Origin of the sequence: Slackia heliotrinireducens DSM 20476 (genome assembly GCF_000023885.1) — a bacterium.
Taxonomy (GTDB): Bacteria; Actinomycetota; Coriobacteriia; order Coriobacteriales; family Eggerthellaceae; genus Slackia; species Slackia heliotrinireducens.
Window position 1 is genome coordinate 1,525,972 of sequence record NC_013165.1, and the last position, 20,413, is coordinate 1,546,384.

General features: G+C 58.4%; 20 protein-coding genes. 16 read left to right on the top strand and 4 right to left on the bottom strand.

Annotated elements, in window-relative coordinates; genetic code table 11:
- Nucleotides 1-32 precede the first annotated feature (32 nt).
- Nucleotides 33-329 (bottom strand): twin-arginine translocase TatA/TatE family subunit, encoded by a 297-nt coding sequence (gene tatA, locus SHEL_RS06530; RefSeq protein WP_012798457.1) that lies wholly within the window; start codon nucleotides 327-329, stop codon nucleotides 33-35.
- Between the two features lie 440 nt (nucleotides 330-769).
- Here tatA and SHEL_RS06535 point away from each other — a divergent pair, with 440 nt between their 5' ends.
- From SHEL_RS06535 to gluQRS, 15 genes are all read left to right on the top strand, one after another.
- The gene (locus SHEL_RS06535) at nucleotides 770-1,561 is read left to right on the top strand and encodes an SDR family NAD(P)-dependent oxidoreductase (RefSeq protein WP_012798458.1); all 792 of its coding nucleotides are present in this window, start codon (nucleotides 770-772) and stop codon (nucleotides 1,559-1,561) included.
- A 173-nt stretch (nucleotides 1,562-1,734) separates the two neighbouring features.
- Nucleotides 1,735-2,439, top strand: coding sequence for a class I SAM-dependent methyltransferase (locus SHEL_RS14325; protein WP_012798459.1), 705 nt, complete (start codon nucleotides 1,735-1,737; stop codon nucleotides 2,437-2,439).
- A gap of 249 nt (nucleotides 2,440-2,688) precedes the next feature.
- Nucleotides 2,689-5,508 carry a proton-conducting transporter transmembrane domain-containing protein gene (locus tag SHEL_RS06545; protein WP_012798460.1) on the top strand — a complete coding sequence of 940 codons (2,820 nt, stop codon included), beginning with the start codon at nucleotides 2,689-2,691 and terminating at the stop codon, nucleotides 5,506-5,508.
- A gap of 9 nt (nucleotides 5,509-5,517) precedes the next feature.
- Nucleotides 5,518-5,958, top strand: a complete 441-nt coding sequence (locus tag SHEL_RS06550; RefSeq protein WP_012798461.1) for an NADH-quinone oxidoreductase subunit B family protein — start codon at nucleotides 5,518-5,520, stop codon at nucleotides 5,956-5,958.
- A 2-nt stretch (nucleotides 5,959-5,960) separates the two neighbouring features.
- A complete protein-coding gene (locus tag SHEL_RS06555; protein WP_012798462.1) occupies nucleotides 5,961-6,584 on the top strand; it encodes an NADH-quinone oxidoreductase subunit C in 624 nt (207 codons plus the stop codon).
- Nucleotides 6,585-6,586: 2 nt separating this feature from the next.
- Nucleotides 6,587-7,675, top strand: a complete 1,089-nt coding sequence (locus tag SHEL_RS06560) for a hydrogenase large subunit (RefSeq protein WP_012798463.1) — start codon at nucleotides 6,587-6,589, stop codon at nucleotides 7,673-7,675.
- A 6-nt stretch (nucleotides 7,676-7,681) separates the two neighbouring features.
- The gene (locus SHEL_RS14860; protein ID WP_012798464.1) at nucleotides 7,682-8,584 is read left to right on the top strand and encodes a 4Fe-4S binding protein; all 903 of its coding nucleotides are present in this window, start codon (nucleotides 7,682-7,684) and stop codon (nucleotides 8,582-8,584) included.
- Between the two features lie 128 nt (nucleotides 8,585-8,712).
- Nucleotides 8,713-9,429, top strand: a complete 717-nt coding sequence (locus SHEL_RS06570; RefSeq protein ID WP_012798465.1) for a CDP-alcohol phosphatidyltransferase family protein — start codon at nucleotides 8,713-8,715, stop codon at nucleotides 9,427-9,429.
- 194 nt (nucleotides 9,430-9,623) lie between these two features.
- The gene (locus SHEL_RS06575) at nucleotides 9,624-10,931 is read left to right on the top strand and encodes a phenylacetate--CoA ligase family protein (RefSeq protein ID WP_012798466.1); all 1,308 of its coding nucleotides are present in this window, start codon (nucleotides 9,624-9,626) and stop codon (nucleotides 10,929-10,931) included.
- Nucleotides 10,931-11,359, top strand: coding sequence for an amino acid-binding protein (locus SHEL_RS06580; RefSeq protein WP_012798467.1), 429 nt, complete (start codon nucleotides 10,931-10,933; stop codon nucleotides 11,357-11,359). The genes SHEL_RS06575 and SHEL_RS06580 overlap by 1 nt, the downstream gene beginning before the upstream one ends.
- Nucleotides 11,352-12,746 (top strand): D-alanyl-D-alanine carboxypeptidase family protein, encoded by a 1,395-nt coding sequence (locus tag SHEL_RS06585; protein WP_012798468.1) that lies wholly within the window; start codon nucleotides 11,352-11,354, stop codon nucleotides 12,744-12,746. The genes SHEL_RS06580 and SHEL_RS06585 overlap by 8 nt, the downstream gene beginning before the upstream one ends.
- Before the next feature lie 34 nt (nucleotides 12,747-12,780).
- A complete protein-coding gene (locus SHEL_RS06590; RefSeq protein ID WP_012798469.1) occupies nucleotides 12,781-13,230 on the top strand; it encodes an FHA domain-containing protein in 450 nt (149 codons plus the stop codon).
- Nucleotides 13,231-13,257: 27 nt separating this feature from the next.
- The gene (locus SHEL_RS06595) at nucleotides 13,258-14,994 is read left to right on the top strand and encodes a thiamine pyrophosphate-dependent enzyme (protein WP_012798470.1); all 1,737 of its coding nucleotides are present in this window, start codon (nucleotides 13,258-13,260) and stop codon (nucleotides 14,992-14,994) included.
- Nucleotides 14,995-14,996: 2 nt separating this feature from the next.
- Entirely contained in the window at nucleotides 14,997-15,587 is a 591-nt protein-coding gene (locus SHEL_RS06600; protein WP_012798471.1) for an indolepyruvate oxidoreductase subunit beta, read from the top strand.
- A 4-nt stretch (nucleotides 15,588-15,591) separates the two neighbouring features.
- Nucleotides 15,592-16,545 carry a tRNA glutamyl-Q(34) synthetase GluQRS gene (gluQRS, locus tag SHEL_RS06605; RefSeq protein ID WP_012798472.1) on the top strand — a complete coding sequence of 318 codons (954 nt, stop codon included), beginning with the start codon at nucleotides 15,592-15,594 and terminating at the stop codon, nucleotides 16,543-16,545.
- Between the two features lie 9 nt (nucleotides 16,546-16,554).
- On the opposite strand, the gene SHEL_RS06610 is transcribed toward gluQRS, so the two are convergent.
- Both SHEL_RS06610 and SHEL_RS06615 read right to left on the bottom strand, forming a co-directional pair.
- Nucleotides 16,555-17,529, bottom strand: coding sequence for a D-2-hydroxyacid dehydrogenase (locus SHEL_RS06610; RefSeq protein WP_012798473.1), 975 nt, complete (start codon nucleotides 17,527-17,529; stop codon nucleotides 16,555-16,557).
- 15 nt (nucleotides 17,530-17,544) lie between these two features.
- The gene (locus SHEL_RS06615; protein ID WP_012798474.1) at nucleotides 17,545-18,579 is read right to left on the bottom strand and encodes a prenyltransferase; all 1,035 of its coding nucleotides are present in this window, start codon (nucleotides 18,577-18,579) and stop codon (nucleotides 17,545-17,547) included.
- Between the two features lie 134 nt (nucleotides 18,580-18,713).
- Here SHEL_RS06615 and crcB point away from each other — a divergent pair, with 134 nt between their 5' ends.
- Nucleotides 18,714-19,109: a fluoride efflux transporter CrcB gene (gene crcB, locus SHEL_RS06620; RefSeq protein WP_012798475.1), complete on the top strand. Its 396-nt coding sequence runs from the start codon at nucleotides 18,714-18,716 to the stop codon at nucleotides 19,107-19,109.
- 911 nt (nucleotides 19,110-20,020) lie between these two features.
- Here the strand turns inward: crcB and SHEL_RS06625 are convergent.
- The gene (locus tag SHEL_RS06625; protein WP_012798476.1) at nucleotides 20,021-20,371 is read right to left on the bottom strand and encodes a tRNA-binding protein; all 351 of its coding nucleotides are present in this window, start codon (nucleotides 20,369-20,371) and stop codon (nucleotides 20,021-20,023) included.
- Between the last annotated feature and the right edge of the window lie 42 nt (nucleotides 20,372-20,413).

Genomic DNA, 20,413 nt, shown 5'->3' on the forward strand with positions numbered 1-20,413 from the left:
CCGTCTCCCTCGTCGTACATATATATGTTGGTTTACGCTTCGACCTTTTCGGTGGCTTCGGCAGTCTCTTCGGCAGCTTCTTCGGCCTGAGGAGCCTCGATCTTCTTGGCGGCCTTCTTCTTGCGAGGCTTTGCGGTTTTCTGTTCTTCCTCTTCCTTCGCGGCCTCTTCTTCGGCTTCCTTCATCTCAGAGTCCATACCCTGTCGAAGGTTGCGCACCGTCTTGCCGAGCGCTGCGCCCAGCTTCGGGAGCTGCTTCGGTCCGAAGATCAGAAGCGCCACAGCCAGGATGATGAGAAGTTCGGGAAGACCCAATCCGCCGATTTTCATGTTCGTACCCCCAATGGATGTCGATTTGTTTGCGGTCTTGCACTTGCGATGGGTGCATCCTACGGTTTTCGAGGCGTGGCGCATATCGTGCAAACCCATGAAATCGAGCCGAATCGGCCGAAATCTTCGTCATGCATATTGAGTATATGTATTACGAACTTGGGTTATGCGATTTGCCAACTTAAACCCCAAACCGCCGTCATCTTTTAGGAGCCGTGTCTCCAAGACGTTTTGAACCTTAGCGAAATCCAGAAACGATTGCAAAATTGATATTCAAATGAGTTCATAATCGGCAATTTGTAATCAAGATAATTAAATCCATATCAGCGAATTTAATTTGGCCGCTGTATTTCGACCGTTCACGATTAACTGGACCCCAAAAAGCTCGAAGTGACTATGCTTTAGGTGTCTTAAAACCAACAAGAAAGGATGTGGTTCCAATGGCATACTTCGATTTCTCCGGTAAGGTCGTTGCCGTCACTGGCGCTTCTTCGGGTCTGGGCAAGCAGATGGCCGAAGGCTATGCACAGCAGGGCGCAAACCTGGTTCTCCTCGCTCGCCGCGTCGAGCGCCTCGAGGCCAGCGCTGCTGAGTGGTCCGAGAAGTACGGCATCGAGGTTCTTCCTTGCGCATGCGACGTTACCGACGAGGCTTCCATCCAGGCTGCCATCGATGCTGCCGACGCCAAGTTCGGCCACATTGAGGTTCTCGTAAACTCCGCCGGCGGCGAGAAGGGCACTGGCACCAAGATCGTCGACTTCCAGCGCAGCGACTGGGACTTCACTATGAACCTGGACCTGACCTCCATCTTCAGCATGTGCAAGATGGTCGGTGGCTACATGCAGAAGAACATCGAGGCTGGCAAGCAGACCTATGGCCGCATCATCAACATCGCTTCCATCTATGGTCTGGTTGGCAACACTGCACTGCCCACATGCGCTTATCACGCATCCAAGGGCGCTGTCGTGAACTTCACCCGTGCTGCCGCCGCTGAGTTCGCTCCCACCGGCATCACCGTGAACGCCATCTGCCCCGGCTACTTCTACACCGAGCTGACCACCGAGACCCTGGACACCGAGTACTTCCAGAACTTCGCCAAGTCCACCGTTCCCATGCAGCGCTACGGCCAGGCCGGCGAGCTCTGCGCAGCCGCCCTGTTCCTGGGTGCCGAAGAGGCCTCCTACGTCACCGGCCAGATGCTCGCCGTTGACGGCGGCTACACCTGCGTGTAGTTCCTGCTTGCGCAGACTGAGGGTATCCTCAAGTCCTGCATTCTGACAGAGGTTGGAAACCTGCCGCCCCCGGCGTTCCGGGGGCGGTTTTTTGCGCAAACGTTATTCCGAATACAGGGGGAAGCGTGTAGGATGTTCTCGGATGAAGGTGCTGTACGGCAAGAGGTGCAATTATGGAATATACCATAGATGAACTGCGACAATACTATGCATCCATGCCTCAGGAGTTTGGGTTCGCCAGCATGTGCAAGATGACGCTTCCTCAAAATGTAGAAGGAATGCGAGTCATCGACATCGGATGCCGACGCGGCAAAGGCGTGCAGAAGTTCGCGTCGCGCATCGGTTCTGACGGTTTCGTACTGGGAGTCGAGCCGAACGACGCCTTCGTGCGCGAAGCTGTGGATCGCATCCGCGAAGCGGGGGCGGAATCCGACAAGCCGCTCGCGCCGACCGAAATCCGACAGGGCTTTTTCGAAATGCTCGGCCTGAGCCCGGGAGAAGAGCACACGTTCGATTTGGTCTATGCCAACAGCAGCTTGAACCTCTGCAAGAATATGCCCGAAGCCGTGCGTCAAATGGCGTTGGCTGCCAGGCCTGGCGCAACCTTGTTGTTAGAAACGGTGCTTGCGACGGGGGAGCGGGATGTTGCCGTTCTTGGTGCCGCACGAAAGATGGGAAATGCCGTGCAATCGGCCCCCTCGAAGGACGAGTTCTTGGGTTGGCTGTCCGACGCGGGGTTTATCGATGTGCAGCGCACTGTCGTGCAGAAGCTGACGCCCGACGCTGCCTACAAGCAGGACACGAAGGTTCCATGCGTCGACTCGGTCGAGTGCGTGGAATTCGAAGAGACGATCGTCACGGCAAGGGTTCCCCGCTGAGCCTGGCTGAGGCAAGTTCGGCGTCGACCGTGGCATATCTGCCGCGAGCGGTTGAATAATGTTACTGATTAGGTACCAATTGTTACCTAATTGCCGTTGACCGATGTAGTATCTCGTCCAATCGCATATACACCATGGGGTATACGTCTGTTTGGTACAGTGCAGCAGGCGATTATTATCGCCATTTTGTTTAGAAGGGGACCGAAAGAGAGCAAACATGCTGTTAACCGTAACGCTTATGCTCCTGCCGTGCATTGCCGCCCTGGTGATGCTGGCAGCACGGACGGATTCAGCCCGCGATGTGCTTTTACCATCGCATTCGCGGCGGCAATCGCCATTCTGTCCATCGTGTTTGCGGCCATGTTCATGGGCTCACAGCCCACTGTGTTCATGCTGCCGCCCGAGTACACGCCGTGGCTCAGCCGGATCAATCTGATCTTAGACCTGACGGTATCGGCGTTCATCGTGTGCTACGCGTTGAAGTACCGCCGCACGATCACGTTCGCGCTGATCGCCATCCAGATCGTGCTTACGACCTGGCTGGAGTTCACCATGCGTGGCGGCGAGCATTTCACAAGCCAGATGTACATCGATTCCTTCACGGTCATCATGGTGCTGATCATCGGCATCGTGGGTTCGGGCATCATCGTATACGCCCTGGGCTACATGAAGGATTGGCAGGCCCATCATGAGGACCAGAAGGATCGCCGTCCGTGGTTCTTCGCCATCATGTTCGCCTTCCTGTCCGCCATGTACAACATCGTGATCAGCGACGACTTCGGCTGGATCTACACCGCCTGGGAAATCACCACGCTGTGCTCGTTCCTGTTGATCGGCTTCGCCAAGACTGAAGAGGCCCTCAACAACGCGTTCCTGCAGATCAAGCTGAACATGATCGGCGGCATCGCCTTCCAGGTGGGCATCGCGTTCCTCAGCTTGAACGGCCTGCCTATGCTTTTCAGCGAGTTCATCGCCTACGGCTCCGCCGGCAACGCCATCGTCGCTTTCCCGGTCGCCTGCCTGGCGCTGGCCGGTATGACGAAGGCCGCGCAGATGCCCTTCCATTCGTGGCTGCTCGGAGCCATGGTGGCACCTACGCCTACCAGTGCGCTTCTGCACTCCTCCACGATGGTCAAGGCCGGCACGTTCCTGCTGCTGCGTCTGGCTCCGCTGTTCGTCGTGTGCCCCACTGCATCTTATATGACCATCTTCGTCGGCGGCTTCACATTCCTGATGGCATCGCTTATGGCCATCTCACAGACCAACGCCAAACGCGTCCTGGCTTACTCGACCATCGCCAACCTCGGCCTGATCACGGCTTGCGCCGGCGTCGGTACGCCTGAGGCCGTGTGGGCGGGCGTCTTCCTGGTCATCTTCCACGCTGTGGCCAAGTCGCTGCTGTTCCTCTGCGTCGGCACCGCCGAGCACCACATCGGCTCTCGCGACATCGAGGACATGGACGAGCTGTTCAACCGCATGCCGCGGCTGGCCCGCCTCATGATGCTCGGCATCATGGGCATGTTCGTGGCCCCCTTCGGCATGCTCATTTCCAAGTGGGCGACGCTGCAGTCCTTCGCATCTACCGGGCAGGTCGTGCTCATTGCGCTTCTGGCATTCGGTTCTGCTGCAACTTTCCTCTTCTGGGCCAAGTGGCTGGGTAAGCTCTCCGGCATCGCAGCGCATGCTGAGAACATCGAGCTCGACGTTCATAAGAGCGAATGGGCTGCTCAAGGCCTCATGGCCGCCTTGGTCGCCCTCTGCTGCGTCTGCATGCCGCTGCTTTCCACCTACCTTGTCGAGCCGTTCCTGGTCAACACCTACGGCACCTTCGGAAACACCATCGGCATGGACAACATGCTGCTGATGGGCCTGATCGTCGCCCTTTTGGTGGTCGTCCTTTTCGGCACGCTGGGCAAGAAGCCCGTCAAGCAGACGAGCATCTACCTGGCAGGCATCTCCGTCGACAACGAGGCTCGCACGTTCAAGGGTTCGCTTGGCAATGTCCGCACGGCAACGGGCCGCAATTGGTACCTTGCCGACATCTTCGGCGAGGCCAAGCTCGACTATCCTTCCGTCGTGCTTCCCATCGTCGCCATCGCCATCGGCATCTGCGCCTCGTTCCACTTCGCGATGACCAGCCCGACCACCGTGGTGTCGCTGGTCCTGTATGCAACCGTCGGAACGACTGGCAATACGCTGCTGCGCATTCTCATCGGCACCTTGGCGTTCGCAATCCTGGCTCCTGTTATCGGCTGCCTGCTTGCCGGCATCGACCGTAAGCTCACAGCGAAGATGCAGGGTCGTGTCGGTCCTCCGCTGCTGCAGCCTTATTATGACGTGCAGAAGCTGATTGCCAAGGACGACGTCCATGTGAACTCCGTCGAGGGAACCTACGTCACCGCAGCACTCATCTTCGCTGTGCTGGCAGGCGGCATCTTCTACGGCGGCGGAAACTTCCTGCTGTGCGTGTTCCTGGTCACCCTGTCCGGCCTTATGTTCATCCTGGCAGCCTACTCCACGCGTTCGCCCTACGCCGAAGTCGGCGCCGACCGCGAGGCTCTGCAGGTCATGTCCTATGAGCCCATGCTCATGTTCTTGGCCGTTGGTCTGTTCCTGACGCTGGGCACCTTCGACGCCTCCGGCGTGTTCCTCTACGATGCTCCGCCCATCGTGGCCCTGTGGCCCATCTTCATCGGCTTGATGTTCATTCTGACCATCAAGCTGCGCAAGTCGCCGTTCGACCTGTCCTATTCGCACCATGCGCATCAGGAGCTGGTCAAAGGCATCACCACCGAGATGAGCGGCAAGACCCTGGCGAAGATCGAGGTCATGCACTGGTGCGAGAGCGTCCTGTTCCTGGGCTGGGTCGGCATGTTCTTCGTGTGCCATAACCCGCTGTCGTTGGTACTGGCTGTCGTGGTCGCCTTCCTGGCGTTCTTCCTCGAGATCTTCATCGACAACAACTTCGCCCGTGTGAAGTGGCAGTCGATGCTCAAGTGGGCCTGGATCATCTCCGGCGTGCTGGGCATTGCCAATATCGCGGCACTGGTCATCTTCAACGTCCTTTAGGAGTCCGGCATGAGCAGCATTTCTAAATCACCCTGGGTCTTGCACTACGACGCCAGCAGCTGCAACGGCTGCGACATCGAGGTGCTGGCGGCCCTGTCGCCCGTCTACGACGCCGAGCGTTTCGGCGTGATCAATACGGGCAACCCCAAGCACGCTGACATTTTCGTCATCACGGGATCTGTCAACGAACGCAACATCGACGTCGTGAAGGAGCTCTACGAGCAGATGGTCGAACCCAAGGTCGTCGTGGCCTGCGGTTCATGCGCCTGCTCCGGCGGCATCTTCCACGACTGCTATAACGTCCTGGGCGGCGTGGACAACGCCATCCCCGTGGATGTGTACGTACCCGGCTGCGCTGTGCGCCCTGAATCCATTATCGATGGTGTCGTCGAAGCGATCGGCATCCTCGAGGAGAAGGCGGCGGCCTTGAAGAACAAGAAGGGGGAGTAGCCGTGGCATTGCAGACCACATTCGAAACCATCGCGATCGACGAGCTGCTCGATGTGGCCGCCCAGAAGAAGGCGGACGGCTACCGTTTCGTGCAGGTGCTCTGCCATTTCGTCGATCCCGGCATCGATGTCGTGTATTCGTTCATGAGCAGGGAAGGCGTCCTTGAGAACTACACCATCAAGGATTACGACCGAGAGACACAGACCATCCCGTCCATCACGGGCAAGTATCTGGCCGCGTTCCCCTTCGAGAACGAGGCCCACGACCTGTACGGCGTCAAGATCACCGACATTGCCATCGATTTTGCGGGCAAATTCTACGACGTCGCCATGGACACGCCTATGACGGTCATTACGCCCGAACAGAAGGCCGCCCGTGACAAGCGCCGCGCCGCTGCCGCAGCGAAGGCGGCCAAAGAAGCTGCGCCGGCCGAAAAGCCCAAGCAGCCCGCTGCCGAGGCCAAGCCTGAGGCGAAGCCCGCACCGGCGCCAGCCAAGGCACAGCCTGCAAAAGACGTTGAATTGGAAGCGAAGATCGCCGCCATGCCGCCTGAGAAGGCAGCGAAGTTCCGTGCCGCCATGGAAGCCAAGGCTGCACGCGACGCGGCTCAGAAGGGAGGTGAGTAGCCGTGGGTAAAGCGACTGTCATCCCGTTCGGCCCCCAGCACCCCGTGCTGCCCGAGCCTCTGCATCTCGACCTGGTTGTTCAGGACGAGAAAGTTATCGAAGTCATCCCGCAGATCGGATTCATCCATCGCGGACTCGAGAAGCTCGTTGAGAAGAAAGACATCCACCAGTTCATCTACGTTGCAGAACGCATCTGCGGCATCTGCAGCTTCGGCCACAGCCTCGGTTACGCCGAAACCGTAGAGAAGCTGATGGGGGTCGAGGTGCCGCGCCGCGCCGAGTATCTGCGTGTCATCCTGCACGAGCTGTCCCGTATCCATTCGCATCTGTTGTGGCTGGGCCTTGCCGCCGATGCCTTCGGGTTCGAGGCTTTGTTTATGCACTCCTGGCGAATCCGCGAACGTGTGCTGGACATCTTCGAAGCCACCACGGGCGGCCGCGTCATCCTGTCCGCCGTGCAGATCGGCGGTGTGATCCGCGACATCGACGATGAGGAGCTCAAGCAGATTTCCGCCACGCTGGACGGCATGAGGAGCGAATATGCCGAGCTCATGGCCACGTTCCTTAACGACACTTCGGTGCGCAGCCGTCTTGTCAACGTGGGTCGTCTGACCCAGACTCAGGCCGAAGACCTGTGCATGGTCGGCCCCTTCGCCCGCGCATCCAACGTGAAATTCGACTGCCGCATGCTGGGCAACGGTGCCTACGGCGAGCTTGAGAACTTCCAGCCCATTCTGGACGACGAAGGCGACTGCTACGCCCGCGTTCGCGTGCGCTGCAAGGAAGTTATCCAGTCCATCGATATCATCCAGGAGCTAATCGCTAAGATTCCGCACGACGGCATCGGCGAACGCAGCAAGCTGACGCCTCCCGACGGTGCTCAGGCCGCAAACGTGCTCGAGCAGCCCCGCGGCGAATGCTACTACTACGCCCGCGGCAACGGCTCCAAGAACCTGGAACGCATGCGCATGCGCACGCCCACCAGCCAGAACCTCGCCGGCCTCGTGGCCGCCTGTGAAGGTGCCGAGCTGGCCGACGTGCCGAACATTCTTCTGACCATCGACCCCTGCATCAGCTGCACGGAAAGGTAGGTTCTTGTGGGAAGTTTCAAACTCGGCAAGATGACCATGCGGTCGTTGTTCGGAACGCCGGAAACTGTTCTGTATCCTGTCGTTGAGCCTAAGCGCCATGCGAACACCCGCGGTCACATTGAAAACCATGCCCCGCAGGACTGCATCCTGTGCGGCATCTGCATGAAGAAATGCCCGGCGAACGCCATCGTCGTCAGCAAGCCTGAACGCACTTGGACTATCGACCCGTTCCGCTGCATCAGATGCAACGAATGCGCCATCGCATGTCCGAAGCAATGCTTGAGCATGCATATGGAAAAATCGGACGCTTCCAAGGAACATGCGGCAACTGTCGTGGAGATTCCCGAATCCGAGAAGGATCGTGAGAAGCGGCTGGCCGCCGAAGCGCGCAAGGCTGAGGCCGCCAAGGCTGCACCGGCCACTGCTCCTGCTGCATCTGCTGACGAAAGCGTTCAGCTGTCGCCCGAGATGGAGGCGAAGATTGCTGCAATGCCGCCTGAGAAGGCAGCCAAGTTCCGTGCAGCCTGCATCGCCAAAGCCAAAAAGGAACAGGCCGCCGCGGCGCCTGCTGCCGCATCGGACGAGGTCGAAGTGGTGTTCCCCGAGCATGTGGCCGCTAAGCTGGCCAACATGTCCCCTGAGAAGGTGGAGAAGTTCCGCGCAGCTTGGATCGCAAAGAAGATGGGTGGGGGAGCCGGTGCAGAGCCTGCCTCCAAGCCGGAACCTGCTGCGGACAAGCCGGCTGCAGCGCCTGTTCAGAAGGTTGCGGTGCCGGAGCTGCCAGCCGAACCGAAGGAGCTGCGCGTGCCGCGCGACCTTGAGGAGAAGCTGAAGCTCCTCGATCCGGAGAAAGCGGAGAAGTTCCGCTCGGCCTGGTTGGCGAAAGCAAAGAGGGACGCCGGTTTGTAATAGGAATGTATATTCTTTCAATACGGTAATATTCTAAAGCCGTGGGTGTGGCAAACGGAAAACTTGCTAGAATGGTTTAACGCAAGTGATGTTTTGGCCCCCCACGGCTTTTCAATAGAAAGTAATGTATGTCGGCAGCAGCTAAATCAGAAGTAACAACGAAGATATTCACGATACCGAACCTTATATCGTTCGCCCGGCTATGTCTGGTGCCCGTTTTCGCCGTGCTCTTGCTCGACGGCCACAACGGGTTGGCTTGCCTTGTGTTCGCCATCGCCGCATCCAGCGACTTCATCGATGGCTATCTGGCCCGCTCCACCGGCAACGTTTCCAAGCTCGGGCAGTTTCTTGATCCGCTTGTTGACAGGGCGCTGCTCATCACGGGTGTCGTCTGCCTGCTTGTCGTAGGAAGGCTTCCCTTATGGGTCATCCTCGTCGTGATTGCCCGCGATATCTATCTGGTTGCTTCCGCTGCGCACCTCATGTACCACTACAACGAACGTATCGCCGTCATACTGCCAGGTAAAGTCGCAACAACATTGCTCTATATCGGCTTCGCGGGACTGTTGCTCAACATGCCTCAGGGTACGTGGCTCCACGTGACGGACTTCTCCTGGCTGCCTGGATTCAACGGCGTCGCCTGCTCTTGGGGCATTTGGTTCGTCTATGCGGGTCTGATTCTCTCGCTTATCGTGACCATCATCTATATCCGCAAAGGCTGGGCTGCCCGTTGCCGTCATTATGACGAAAACGGTGTTCGCATCGACGAGCGCACCTACACGTTGCGCGACGCCCTCAAGGGAGCGGTCGATGAGCCTGCCAACGACGTCGGCGCAGAAGCCTAAGCGCATACGTCTGCCGATTGCATGACTGAGCCGCCGGTTTCGGCGGCTCTTTTCTTTGCGGGTCTGCAAAAAGTTCAAGGTAATGTGACGCACATCTGATTGTATCTGCACGTTGCATGGTATGTGCGAAAATACGCGTTATGATATCGGCATACTTTGTGCAATCGCAGATTAACCGAGGAAGGAACCCTGACATGTACTATCAGGAAGACATCGAGTGCATGCCTCGTGAGGAGCTTGAGAAGCTGCAGTTGGAACGGCTCAAGCAATCCCTCGTGCATGCCTATGAGAAGATTCCGTTCTACAAGGAGCGTTTCGACGCCGCAGGAGCCGACCCCTATGCTGTCAAGTCACTGACCGATCTTGCCAAATTCCCCTTCACGGTAAAGCAGGACATCCGTGACAACTATCCGTTCGGCATGTTCGCAGCTGATAAAAAGGACCTCAAGCGCATCCACGCATCTTCCGGCACCACCGGCATGGCTACCGTCATTGGCAGCACCGAGCAGGACCTGAAGAACTGGGGCGACTGTTTCGCCCGTGGCATCGCCATGGTGGGCGGCAGCGAAGAGTCCACCATCCAGATTTCCTACGGTTACGGTCTGTTCTCCGGCGGACTGGGCGCCCATCTGGGCGGCGAGGCCATGGGCTGCGCCATCGTACCTGCATCCACCGGCAACACCAAGCGCCAGGTCCAGCTCATGAAGGATTTCGAAGTCGACATTCTGGCCTGCACGCCTTCCTACGCGCTGCGCATCGCTGACGAAGCGATAGCCGAAGGACTCGACCCGCGTACCGATTTGAAGGTGTCCGGTGCAATCCTGGGTGCCGAGCCTGTGTCGCCCGGCATGCGCGAGGAAATCCAGGAGAAGCTCGGCGTGAAATACTGCGACGTGTACGGCTTGTCCGAGGTCATGGGTCCAGGTGTTGCCATGGAATGCGGCCACGGCCACGGCATGCATATCGCCGAGGACCACTTCTTGGTTGAAATCGTCGACCCCGAAACCATGGAGCCGCTGCCGGTGGGCGAATGGGGCGAGCTCGTCATCACAACGCTCACCCGCGAATGCTGCCCCATGATTCGCTACCGCACCCGCGACCTGACGCGGCTCATTCCCGAGCCCTGCACCTGCGGACGCACCCATCATAAACTCGACCGTCTGAAGGGCCGCACCGACGACATGCTCATCATCCGCGGCGTGAACGTGTTCCCGTCCCAGATCGAGCAGGTTATCACGCAGTTCCCCGACGTGGCTACGCACTACCAGATCGTGCTCACCACCAAAGACGGCTTGGACAACTGCGAGGTCCAGATCGAGACTGTGGACGATTTCCCGTTCGATGAGATCCGCAAACTCGAGAAGCTCCGCAACGACCTGATGGCCGAGTTCAAGAGCAACCTGCAGATTAAGGTGAACGTACGCATCGTGGAGCCGAACACCATCGCACGCAGCGAAGGCAAGGCCAAACGAATCATCGACAAACGAGAGGGGTTGGCATAATGATCGAGCAGCTTTCCGTTTTCCTGGTAAACGACAAGGGTCGGCTGGCCCATCTGACCCGCCGCCTTGCGAAGAACAACATCAACCTGCATGCGCTGTTCATCGCGGATACGTCCGAATTCGGAGTGGTCCGCATCTTCTGCGATACCCCCCGCAAGGCAGCCGACGTGCTGAATGCGGCTGGATACCGGGCCCGCGTGAACTCCGTCGTAGCCGTCAAGGTGCCGGACGAGCCCGGCGGATTGGCGAAACTTCTGGAATTCTTGGATGCCAACGATTTCAACATCGAATACGGGTATTGTGTATCACATAGCCAAGGAAGCGCCATGGACGTGCTGAAAATCGACGACGATTCCGTCGAGGACAAGCTCGTCGAGGCGGGGTTCGAAGTCTACGAGGCAAAGGACGTGTACACGCTCGATGACTGATCGCACGAACGCGACATACTCCAACTCTGAATCCTTCGCGCTGCTCGCACCCTCTGTGCGGGCAGCCGTTGTGTTAGCTGCGGCATGCGCTGCTGCGATTTTCGCATGCCTGTTCGCATCGTCTTCGCCTGCCTACGCGTCGGTCGAAGATGATGACATCATCATGGGCCAGACCGTTGAGGCCAGGGGGGTTTCTGCAAAGTACTGCCCGGACATCTCCTCGGAATGCGCCATCGTGGTGGGGGACGACGGAACGGTGTATTACGAGCGCAACGCTGACCAGCAGCATCAGATTGCTTCCATCACCAAGATCATGACGGCTATCGTGGCCCTTGAGAATGCAGACCTGAATACCGAAGTCACCGTCAGCAAGGCATCGGCCACGGTGGGCGAGTCTTCCGCAAACCTTAAAGAGGGCGATACCATGGATCTCAGGACCGCGCTCATGTGCCTGCTCATCCCATCGGGAAACGACGCCGGCATCGCAATCGCGGAAACCGTGGGGACCATCATGGACCCGTCGGCATCCGACCCGCAGGCGGTGTTCGTAAGCGCCATGAACGCGAAGGCCGAAGAACTCGGCTGCACGAACACGCACTTCACGAACCCTCACGGCCTGGACGCCGACAAGTGGGGCTCTGACATGCATTCTTCGGCCCGAGACGTGGTCACCATGGCGCGCTACGCCATGTCCTACGACACCTTCGCCGAGATTGTGCAGATGGGCGATACCACGGTTACCGTTACTGGCAAGGATAACAAGGCGCGGGACAACTGGCTTGATGCCACCGACGATCTGTTGGAGGAATACGAAGGCATGAGGGGCGTGAAGACGGGCTCCAGCGTGCTGGCGGACTTCTGCTTCTCGGGCTGCGTCACCCGGGGCGACGAGACCTTCTACACCGTGGTTCTGGGAAACGCCACGAGCGACGAGCGCTTCGGCGATACGATCACCCTTATGGACTGGGCGTTCGGCAGCACGGTCCATACCGACTTCATCAATTCCGACTTCGTAATCTCCGAAGAGGATCCACGTCCGTACGTAGCGGACGTCACGCTGCTTGACTGGCCAAACCGCACCGTGAAGGCCACCGTCGACGACGAGGGCGAAGTGTTCGATCTGTTCTTGCCGGAAGGCGACATCGAGCAGGTCGTGTCCTACGTGCGCATCATGGGCGATGTGGAAAAGGGCGACATCGTGGGCCGTTTGGAGTTCCATCGCAACGGCCAGACGCTCAAGGTGGTGCAATTGATTGCCGCAGAGGATGTTGCCGCACCAACCTTCACGGAATCACAGTACAATAACTTCGATCGATTCAGGCGCATGATGGAAGGTGCTGAAACCCCTGCTCCGTCCGCATGCTATAACAAGGCCATTCCCGCCTAGCGACAACGCTCGGCGTTTTGTAGAGAGGAACGACATGACTGAGAAATGCCCTGTTTGCAACACCGTTCTGGACCCTGGTGCGACCGCTTGCCCCATCTGCGGGTTCAAGCTGCTGGGACGCACCCAGGCCTTCACTCCCATCGCCATGCAGCCCAACGACGTCACGGCCAATGCCGGCCTGCTCAACGAGGCTACGCTGCGCATCGTCAAGGGTGCCCAGGTGGGCAGCATCTTCCATCTGTCCGCAGACACCATCACCATGGGCCGCAACCCGCATTGCGACATCTTCCTGAACGATATGACCGTGTCCCGCAACCATGCCGTGTTCGAGCGTCGCGGTTCGGGCTACGCAATTATCGACCAGGGTTCGTTCAACGGCCTGTGGATCAACCATGAGAACGTGCACGAGGCCGTGCTGCGCGACGGCGACCTAATCGAGGTCGGCGCCTTCATCCTGCTCTATCAGACCAATCCGGGTCATTAACAAGCATCCTACACAAGGGGGACTTATATGGAACTGCTATCGGGCAACGAGGCCATAGCGCGTGGTGCGTGGGAAGCCGGCGCCACCATCGGCGTGGCGTACCCCGGCACCCCCTCCACCGAAACGATGGAGAACTTCGGCAAGTACGAGGACGTATACGCCGAATGGTGCACTAATGAGAAAGTGGCCGTCGAAGTGGGCATGGGTGCATCCATGGCCGGGCGTCGCGTGCTGTCGACCATGAAGCACGTTGGCGTGAACGTGGCGGCAGACCCGCTGTTCACGGCGGCTTACACGGGCATCGGCGGCGGCTTCGTCATTCTGGCGGCCGACGACCCGGGCATGCATTCGTCCCAGAACGAGCAGGATTCCCGCTACTACGCCATGGCGGCCCATATCCCCATGCTCGACCCTGCGGATTCCTCCGAGGCCCTGAAGTTCACCCGCGACGCCTACGAGCTGTCCGAGCGCTTCGACACGCCGGTCATGATCCGATCCAACGTGCGCGTGTCCCACACAAGGTGCCTGGTAGAAGTGGGGGAGAAGGTTCCCTTCGAGCCCAAGCCCTATAAGAAGGACGCCTCCAAGTACGTCATGATGCCGCTGTACGCCAAGGTGCGCCGCGTCGTGCTGGAACAGCGCGTTGCAGACATGAAGGCTTTTGTCGAGGAATGCGAATACAACAAGGTTGTCGAAGGCGCCGACAACGAGATCGGCGTCATCTGCGCCGGCTCCACCTACCAACATGTGATCGAGGCGCTGCCTGAAGCCAACGTGCTCAAGATCGGGGTAAGCTGGCCGCTGCCCGAGAAGAAGATCCGCGATTTCGCGGCATCCGTGAAGGACGTTTACGTGATCGAGGAGGGCTCCGAGTACCTGTCCAATCAGGTGAAGGCCCTGGGCGTCACGCTGTCCGAAACCGTGCGTCCGCTCAAGCCTGAAGGAGAGTTGACACCTGGCCTGATCAGCTACGCCTTCGGCAAGGATATCCCGAGCCACATCGAGTCCCCGGAAGACCTGCCGCCCCGGCCGCCTGCGCTGTGCCCTGGTTGCCCGCATCGCCCGGTGTTTCGCGAACTGCATCGCATCCACGCCATCGTGACCGGCGACATCGGATGCTATACGCTGGGCGCCTTGGCTCCGCTTGAGGGCATCGACAGCGTGCTTGACATGGGCGCTTCCGTGTCCATGGCGCATGGCGTCGAACTGGCGCTTCAGGACAAGGCCCATAACCCCGTAGTCGCGGTCATCGGCGACTCCACCTTCGCCCATTCCGGCGCATCGTCGCTGCTGAACACCGTATACAACTGCGGCACGGGCACGGTGTGCATTCTGGACAACCGCACGACCGCCATGACCGGCCGCCAGGGCAATCCCGTCAACGGCGTTACGCTGCAGGGCCGCCCCAGCCGCGAACTGGACCTGCCCGCATTCGTGCGTTCCATGGGCGTGGACGATGTACGCGTCGTTGACCCGCAGGACTTGGAAGCCGTCAAGCGCGAGCTGGGCGACGCCACCAAGAACGACCACCTGACGGTCATCATCTTCAAATCGCCCTGCGTCCTTCTGGAGCGCAAGCAGCGTGAGAAGTACTGGATCAACGCCAACTGCCGCGGCTGCGGCATCTGCACCACGCTGGGCTGCCCGGCCATTTCCCGTGACTCAGAGTCGCGCCTGGCCAGCATCGACCCATCGCTGTGCTGCGGCTGCTCGCAGTGCAGCCAGCTGTGCCCGTTCGACGCCATCGTGCATGAAGGGAAGTAACCATGGCCGATACGAAAACCATTCTCATCTGCGGTGTCGGCGGCCAGGGCGCCCTGCTTGCAGCCGACCTGCTCGCTCGTGCCACCGCAGCATCCGGACAGCAGGTCAAGGTGTCCGAAATCCACGGCATGGCTCAACGAGGCGGATCCGTGACCACTGTGGTCCGCATCGGCGACGAGGTCAAATCCATGGTGGCCGACACGGGAGCCGTGGACTACCTGATCTCCTTCGAAACCATCGAGGCTTTGCGCAACATCTCCTTCCTGCGCGAAGGCGGCACGCTCATCGTGGCTGATGAGACCATCAAATCGCTTCCTGTGGCAATCGGCAAGGCCAAGATGCCCGCACGCGTCCACGAGCAGCTCAACGACGCCGGCGCCCTGCTGGTGGATGCTGAAGAGCTTGCCTTCAAGGCGGGAAGCACCAAGGCTGTCAACGTGGTGCTGCTGGGCGTGCTTTCGTACTTCCTACCGTATGAGGTCGACACCTGGAACGAGGTCATCGCAAAACGCGTGCCCCCGAAGTTCAAGGACATCAACTTGGCGGCCTTCGCTGCTGGTCGCGCCTTCGCCGAAGAGCATGTAAAGGCATAGCACCGTGCCCGTCGAAACGCATACCGCTTTAGAAAACGCCCCTGTGAAGGGGCGTTTCGCTCCGTCGCCTACGGGTCGCATGCACGCCGGCAACATCTACGCTGCCCTGTGCGCCTGGCTGGTCGCGAAATCGCAAGGCGGATCCATCGTGCTGCGCATCGAGGATCTGGACAGGGAACGCTCCAAGCATGAATACATCGATGCGGTGCAGCGCGATTTTGAATTCCTAGGGCTGACCTGGGACGAAGGGCCGTATTTCCAGAGCGGGCGCGACGAGGCGTACCAGCAGGCCTTCGACACGCTTGTTGAGAAAGGCCTGGTCTACCCATGCTACTGCACCAGGGCCGATTTGCATGCCGCATCGGCTCCGCACAGGGGAGAGAAGCTGATCTATGCCGGCACCTGCCGAAACCTGACGGCCGCACAGCGTGCGCAACGGGAGCTTTCCCGAAAACCTGCCCAGCGCCTCATCGTGCCCGACGAGGTGTACGCATTGGACGATCTGGTCCAAGGGCATTACGAACAGAACCTGGCGCACGACTGCGGAGACTTCCTCATCCGCAGGTCGGACGGCGCCTTCGCCTATCAGCTGGCCGTTGTGGTCGACGACGCCGCCCAAGGCGTGAACTCCGTGGTTCGTGGGATGGACCTGCTGTGCTCGACGCCCCAGCAGATCTACCTGCAGCGGATTCTGGGGCTTTCTGAGGCCCAGTATGCCCATGTGCCGCTCCTTGTAGCAGAAAGGAACCGTCGCCTGTCCAAGCGTGACCATGACGCGTCAATCGACTGCTTGCTCGAGCGTTTCAAGAGTCCGGAAGCTATCGTTGGGCATATCGCGGGCATTACAGGGCTTGCGCCCAACTGCGATCCCGCCACGCCGGAACAGCTTCTGGAGACGTTCACGATCGGCCGGCTCTCAACCTGCTTCGACGATCTTGTCCAAATCCAGTGGCGCTAGAGGTTCGCTCTAATACCCCAATGTGCGGTCGACCAGGCGGGCGAGCGGCCTGCCAGAAGCGTAGTTCTTCAGGTCCTCGCAGAACAGGCGCACGCACTCGTCACGGGTCCATGCCATGGTCATGTTGCCTGAAACATGGGGCGTGATCAGGATGTTCTTAGCGTCCCACAGCGGATGGTCTGCCGGCAGGGGCTCAGGCGACATCACGTCCAGCGCAGCGCCTGCCAGATGCCCACTTTCGAGGGCCTCGATGAGCGCCGGCTGGTCTACGGCCGTTCCGCGGCCCACGTTGATCACAAGCGCGCCTTCGGGAAGCAGCGCGATGCGGTCCTTCGTCAGGACGCCCTGCGTTTCCGGGGTGCCCGGCAGCGCCATGACCAGGACGTCTAGGCGGGGGAGCACTTCGTCCAGCTGGGCGATAGGGAAGACCTGGTCGAAGGGTTCGCGGGGCGCACCTGTTCGGCTGATGCCGATGACGGGCCTGGCGCCCAGGCTCAAGACCTTGCGGGCGTATTCCGAACCGATGTTGCCGGCTCCCAGAACGCCTATCTGGACTTCACGAATCGACCTGATAGGAAGCTGGTTTTCCCAACGGCGTTCAGCGGTGATCCGAGCGTATTCGGGCATGCGGCGCAGCAGCATGAGGGTGGTCATGACCAAGTGTTCGCCGATGGTTTCGTCATAGGCTCCAGAGGAGCAGCTGAGCAGGCATTCCTGCGTAGGGAACCACTCGGGGTGCGCGCAGTAGGGATCAACACCCGCAAACGAGCAGCAATACCATTTCAGGCGATCCGTTGCGGCCTGCAGCGCCTCGGGCGAGTGCGCGAAGAGGATCTCCGCCTCGGCTATGCGGGATTTCGCACCTTCTACCTGGTCGTTCACGTAGAATCGGGCGTCGAATCCGAGCTTGGACGCGACTTCTTGGATCTGACGCTTCTGTTGGTCGTTCAGCCATTCGATGCACACGCAGATGATACGTTCCATGCTCTCCACCTTCCTTTAGAGGACGAAGTTGACGGCGCAGGGGAGCGCCAGCATTAGGGCGTAGTACACGTTCAAAGTGATGTTCACGCTGAGAATCTGCGGCATGGCGCCGTCGCGGGATGCGGGAACCATGGGATTGCGCCACAGTGCCCGCAGCTGCGGGTATGCAGTAAGCAGCATAAACGGTACCAGGATGAGGGATGCGGCCAGATCGCCCGGAACCTCAAAACCGTTGTACAAGGCCGCGCGCAACACGGATAGAAGGCAGATTGCGGCGATCCAGATGACGATGAGTGCGTGGTACATCTTAAGCGCGCGGTCGTGCCCTAAAAGCACAGGCAGCGTCTTGCGGCCGGCTTCGATGTCCTTGTCGATGTCGCAGGTGTTGTTGGTCATCATGATGAGGCCGATGCCGATGATGAGCGGCAAAGCGTACAGCAACACCATCCAATCGAAGCTTTTCGTTAAGGAATAGTAGCTGGCCAGACAGATAAGGGCGCCCATGACAAAGCCGCTGACGAGCTCGCCGATAGGAAGATAGGAGATGGGCGTTTTTCCGCCGGAGTACAGAAACACGATGGCGGCTCCGATAAGGGCGATGCCCAGCGGGATGAACCCTGCGTGGTAGATGACATAGATGCCCAGCAGAAACGCCGTGACCAGCAAGCCTACAGCGAAGGCCAGCACGCTTTTCAGATTCAGGTTGTTATACACAAGCACCGCATCGGTCACGTCGTCGGATGAGTTCTCGACCGTATCGACCCCTTTGACATAGTCGAAGTAATCGTTCAGAACGTTCACACAGGATTGCATGAGCACGCTGATCGCTAACAGCACCAGTGTCATGCTAAGGGAAACGGGAACCGTGCCGGAATAGCAAACGCCAACGCCACATGCCACATAATTAGGGCCTGAACAGGCAAGACACACTGCCGCTAAGACAGGGAGGATGGATGCGGGCCAGGTATGCGGAGCTACTTCCTGCCACATCAGCTTTGGTGTGAATGCGTCGTACGCCTGTTCGCTATCCATCAAATCACGATTTGACATCTGCATGCTCCTAGAATCGAACGTTTCGGTTTTTAGATTGTACCACAGACATGCATCAACATGACCACTTCACATATGCGTGGCACAATTGCATACTGCTGCGGATGAACCGTGGCAAGAAGGGAAGTGTACGTATGGGATTGAATGTGCTGGCGGTCGCTATCGGCGGCGGCATCGGTGCTACGTTGCGATATTTGGTCAGCTATTGGTTCGGTATTGCAGGCATCACAAGCAATTTTCCATGGTCGACATTCGTGGTGAACGCGGTGGGATGCTTTGCTATAGGGTTCATGTCGGTCGTGTTCGATGGGCCTATGGGAAAGAACCTGGGCACCTGGAGGATTTTCGCCATCACCGGGATGACGGGCGGATTCACAACGCTTTCCACGTTCGGGCTCGAAACCATCAATCTGTTCGAGCGCGGTGCCTTCGGGTACGCCGTCATCAACTTCGTCGCTAACATCGGCATCTGTTTCGTCGGCATCCTCATCGGCCGAGCCGTGGGCCGCATGGTGTTCCATGCGGTTTAATGCAACCGAGCCTCTTTTGATCGACCAGTTTCGATCTTGTGGCTTTTGTAGGGGATATTCCGCCTCTGTCTGCCTTCGGATGAGAACAATGCAACTTTACATAAGATATATTATCAGCTTCATGTGTAAAATATAGGGGGAGCAGCCGATTGATGTATCCCGAAGTCTTTTGTCAACTTCTGTTCCCGGCCAGTTACAACCGGATCTGAAGCCGCCGGTTTACACCGCTATGGAGTTACGTTCGTTAGGATTGCTCGTCGCTTGCCGCTTGCGTTTTATTTCGTTTAAGCCGCTCTTCTGGTCGGTTCGCTGGAAACCGACCTCCAAATGATTCGTCTTTGGTTTTCGAGTAGCTTAGTCATCAATTGATGCTCCGGCAATCGTTTTCAGGCTTCCATTATAGTATCCTAAGCTGCCTATAAGCCTCTGACCTGCGCTTTTATATAGCGACGCTCTGAGAGCCGTTATAAGGCCCCGTTTTAGTTTCAGACGACTAAGTACTCGTGGAAAATGAGGTTTTTACCTTCGGAATTATCGCTAGCCGTCGAGATTGCAAGATTCAAAGGGTTCGGATGCATTTGTCGGAACCGAACCGCAGACGTTGGCCAATATTTGGATGCATGCATCTGGAAAACAGCTTTCAAGTCGCCATGAATCTCGACTCAGCAAAATTAGAAGCGACCGAAACTGCCGAACGGCCTATAGCAAGTTGCCTTGGTCGTCCGGCAGGCGTTCGATTCTAAATGTCTGAAAGCGTGCAAGCCCTGATTCTTGTTTTCTTTAACACAAAGAGCTGGCAGGATTTGTTCGATGCTGTATGCTAGCTTCAAAATGCAAATACGAACAAATATACGACCGTATTTAACTAGTGGACAAATGTTCGTATTCAGTACAAAAACACGAACATAAGCCTAGCAGCAACGCACGCCGTTCGGTACGGGCTTTTCGGGCATGGCTAGGACCGGCATGATGCCGTCCTCGTATCCGATGTCGTACAGCAGCCCCTCGGAATATTCGCCTGCCATCTTCTTTTTGGCCAGGTTCACGACGAACAGCGCTTGGCAGCCTTCGATTTCTTGCGGGTTCTCGCGTTCTTCACGCATGCCGCTTAGAATCTGCCGTTTGAAGTCGCCGAAGTCTACGGTCAGCTTGACCAACTTGTCGGACTTCGCAACGTTCTCGACCTTTTCGATCAACCCCACGCGGATATCGATCTTATCAAGGTCCTCAAAGCTGATGGTTTCCTTCACAGGTGCGCTCATGCGGCTCTCCTCTCTCGCTTGCTCTAACGATAGTTCGAGTAT

Excerpts from the sequence above, each read along its gene's own strand:
- tatA (WP_012798457.1), bottom strand. The coding sequence starts at position 329 with ATGAAAATCGGCGGATTGGGTCTTCCCGAACTTCTCATCATCCTGGCT.
- SHEL_RS06535 (WP_012798458.1), top strand. The coding sequence starts at position 770 with ATGGCATACTTCGATTTCTCCGGTAAGGTCGTTGCCGTCACTGGCGCT.
- SHEL_RS14325 (WP_012798459.1), top strand. The coding sequence starts at position 1,735 with ATGGAATATACCATAGATGAACTGCGACAATACTATGCATCCATGCCT.
- SHEL_RS06550 (WP_012798461.1), top strand. The coding sequence starts at position 5,518 with ATGAGCAGCATTTCTAAATCACCCTGGGTCTTGCACTACGACGCCAGC.
- SHEL_RS06570 (WP_012798465.1), top strand. The coding sequence starts at position 8,713 with ATGTCGGCAGCAGCTAAATCAGAAGTAACAACGAAGATATTCACGATA.
- SHEL_RS06575 (WP_012798466.1), top strand. The coding sequence starts at position 9,624 with ATGTACTATCAGGAAGACATCGAGTGCATGCCTCGTGAGGAGCTTGAG.
- SHEL_RS06580 (WP_012798467.1), top strand. The coding sequence starts at position 10,931 with ATGATCGAGCAGCTTTCCGTTTTCCTGGTAAACGACAAGGGTCGGCTG.
- SHEL_RS06585 (WP_012798468.1), top strand. The coding sequence starts at position 11,352 with ATGACTGATCGCACGAACGCGACATACTCCAACTCTGAATCCTTCGCG.
- SHEL_RS06590 (WP_012798469.1), top strand. The coding sequence starts at position 12,781 with ATGACTGAGAAATGCCCTGTTTGCAACACCGTTCTGGACCCTGGTGCG.
- SHEL_RS06595 (WP_012798470.1), top strand. The coding sequence starts at position 13,258 with ATGGAACTGCTATCGGGCAACGAGGCCATAGCGCGTGGTGCGTGGGAA.
- SHEL_RS06600 (WP_012798471.1), top strand. The coding sequence starts at position 14,997 with ATGGCCGATACGAAAACCATTCTCATCTGCGGTGTCGGCGGCCAGGGC.
- SHEL_RS06610 (WP_012798473.1), bottom strand. The coding sequence starts at position 17,529 with ATGGAACGTATCATCTGCGTGTGCATCGAATGGCTGAACGACCAACAG.
- SHEL_RS06615 (WP_012798474.1), bottom strand. The coding sequence starts at position 18,579 with ATGTCAAATCGTGATTTGATGGATAGCGAACAGGCGTACGACGCATTC.
- crcB (WP_012798475.1), top strand. The coding sequence starts at position 18,714 with ATGGGATTGAATGTGCTGGCGGTCGCTATCGGCGGCGGCATCGGTGCT.
- SHEL_RS06625 (WP_012798476.1), bottom strand. The coding sequence starts at position 20,371 with ATGAGCGCACCTGTGAAGGAAACCATCAGCTTTGAGGACCTTGATAAG.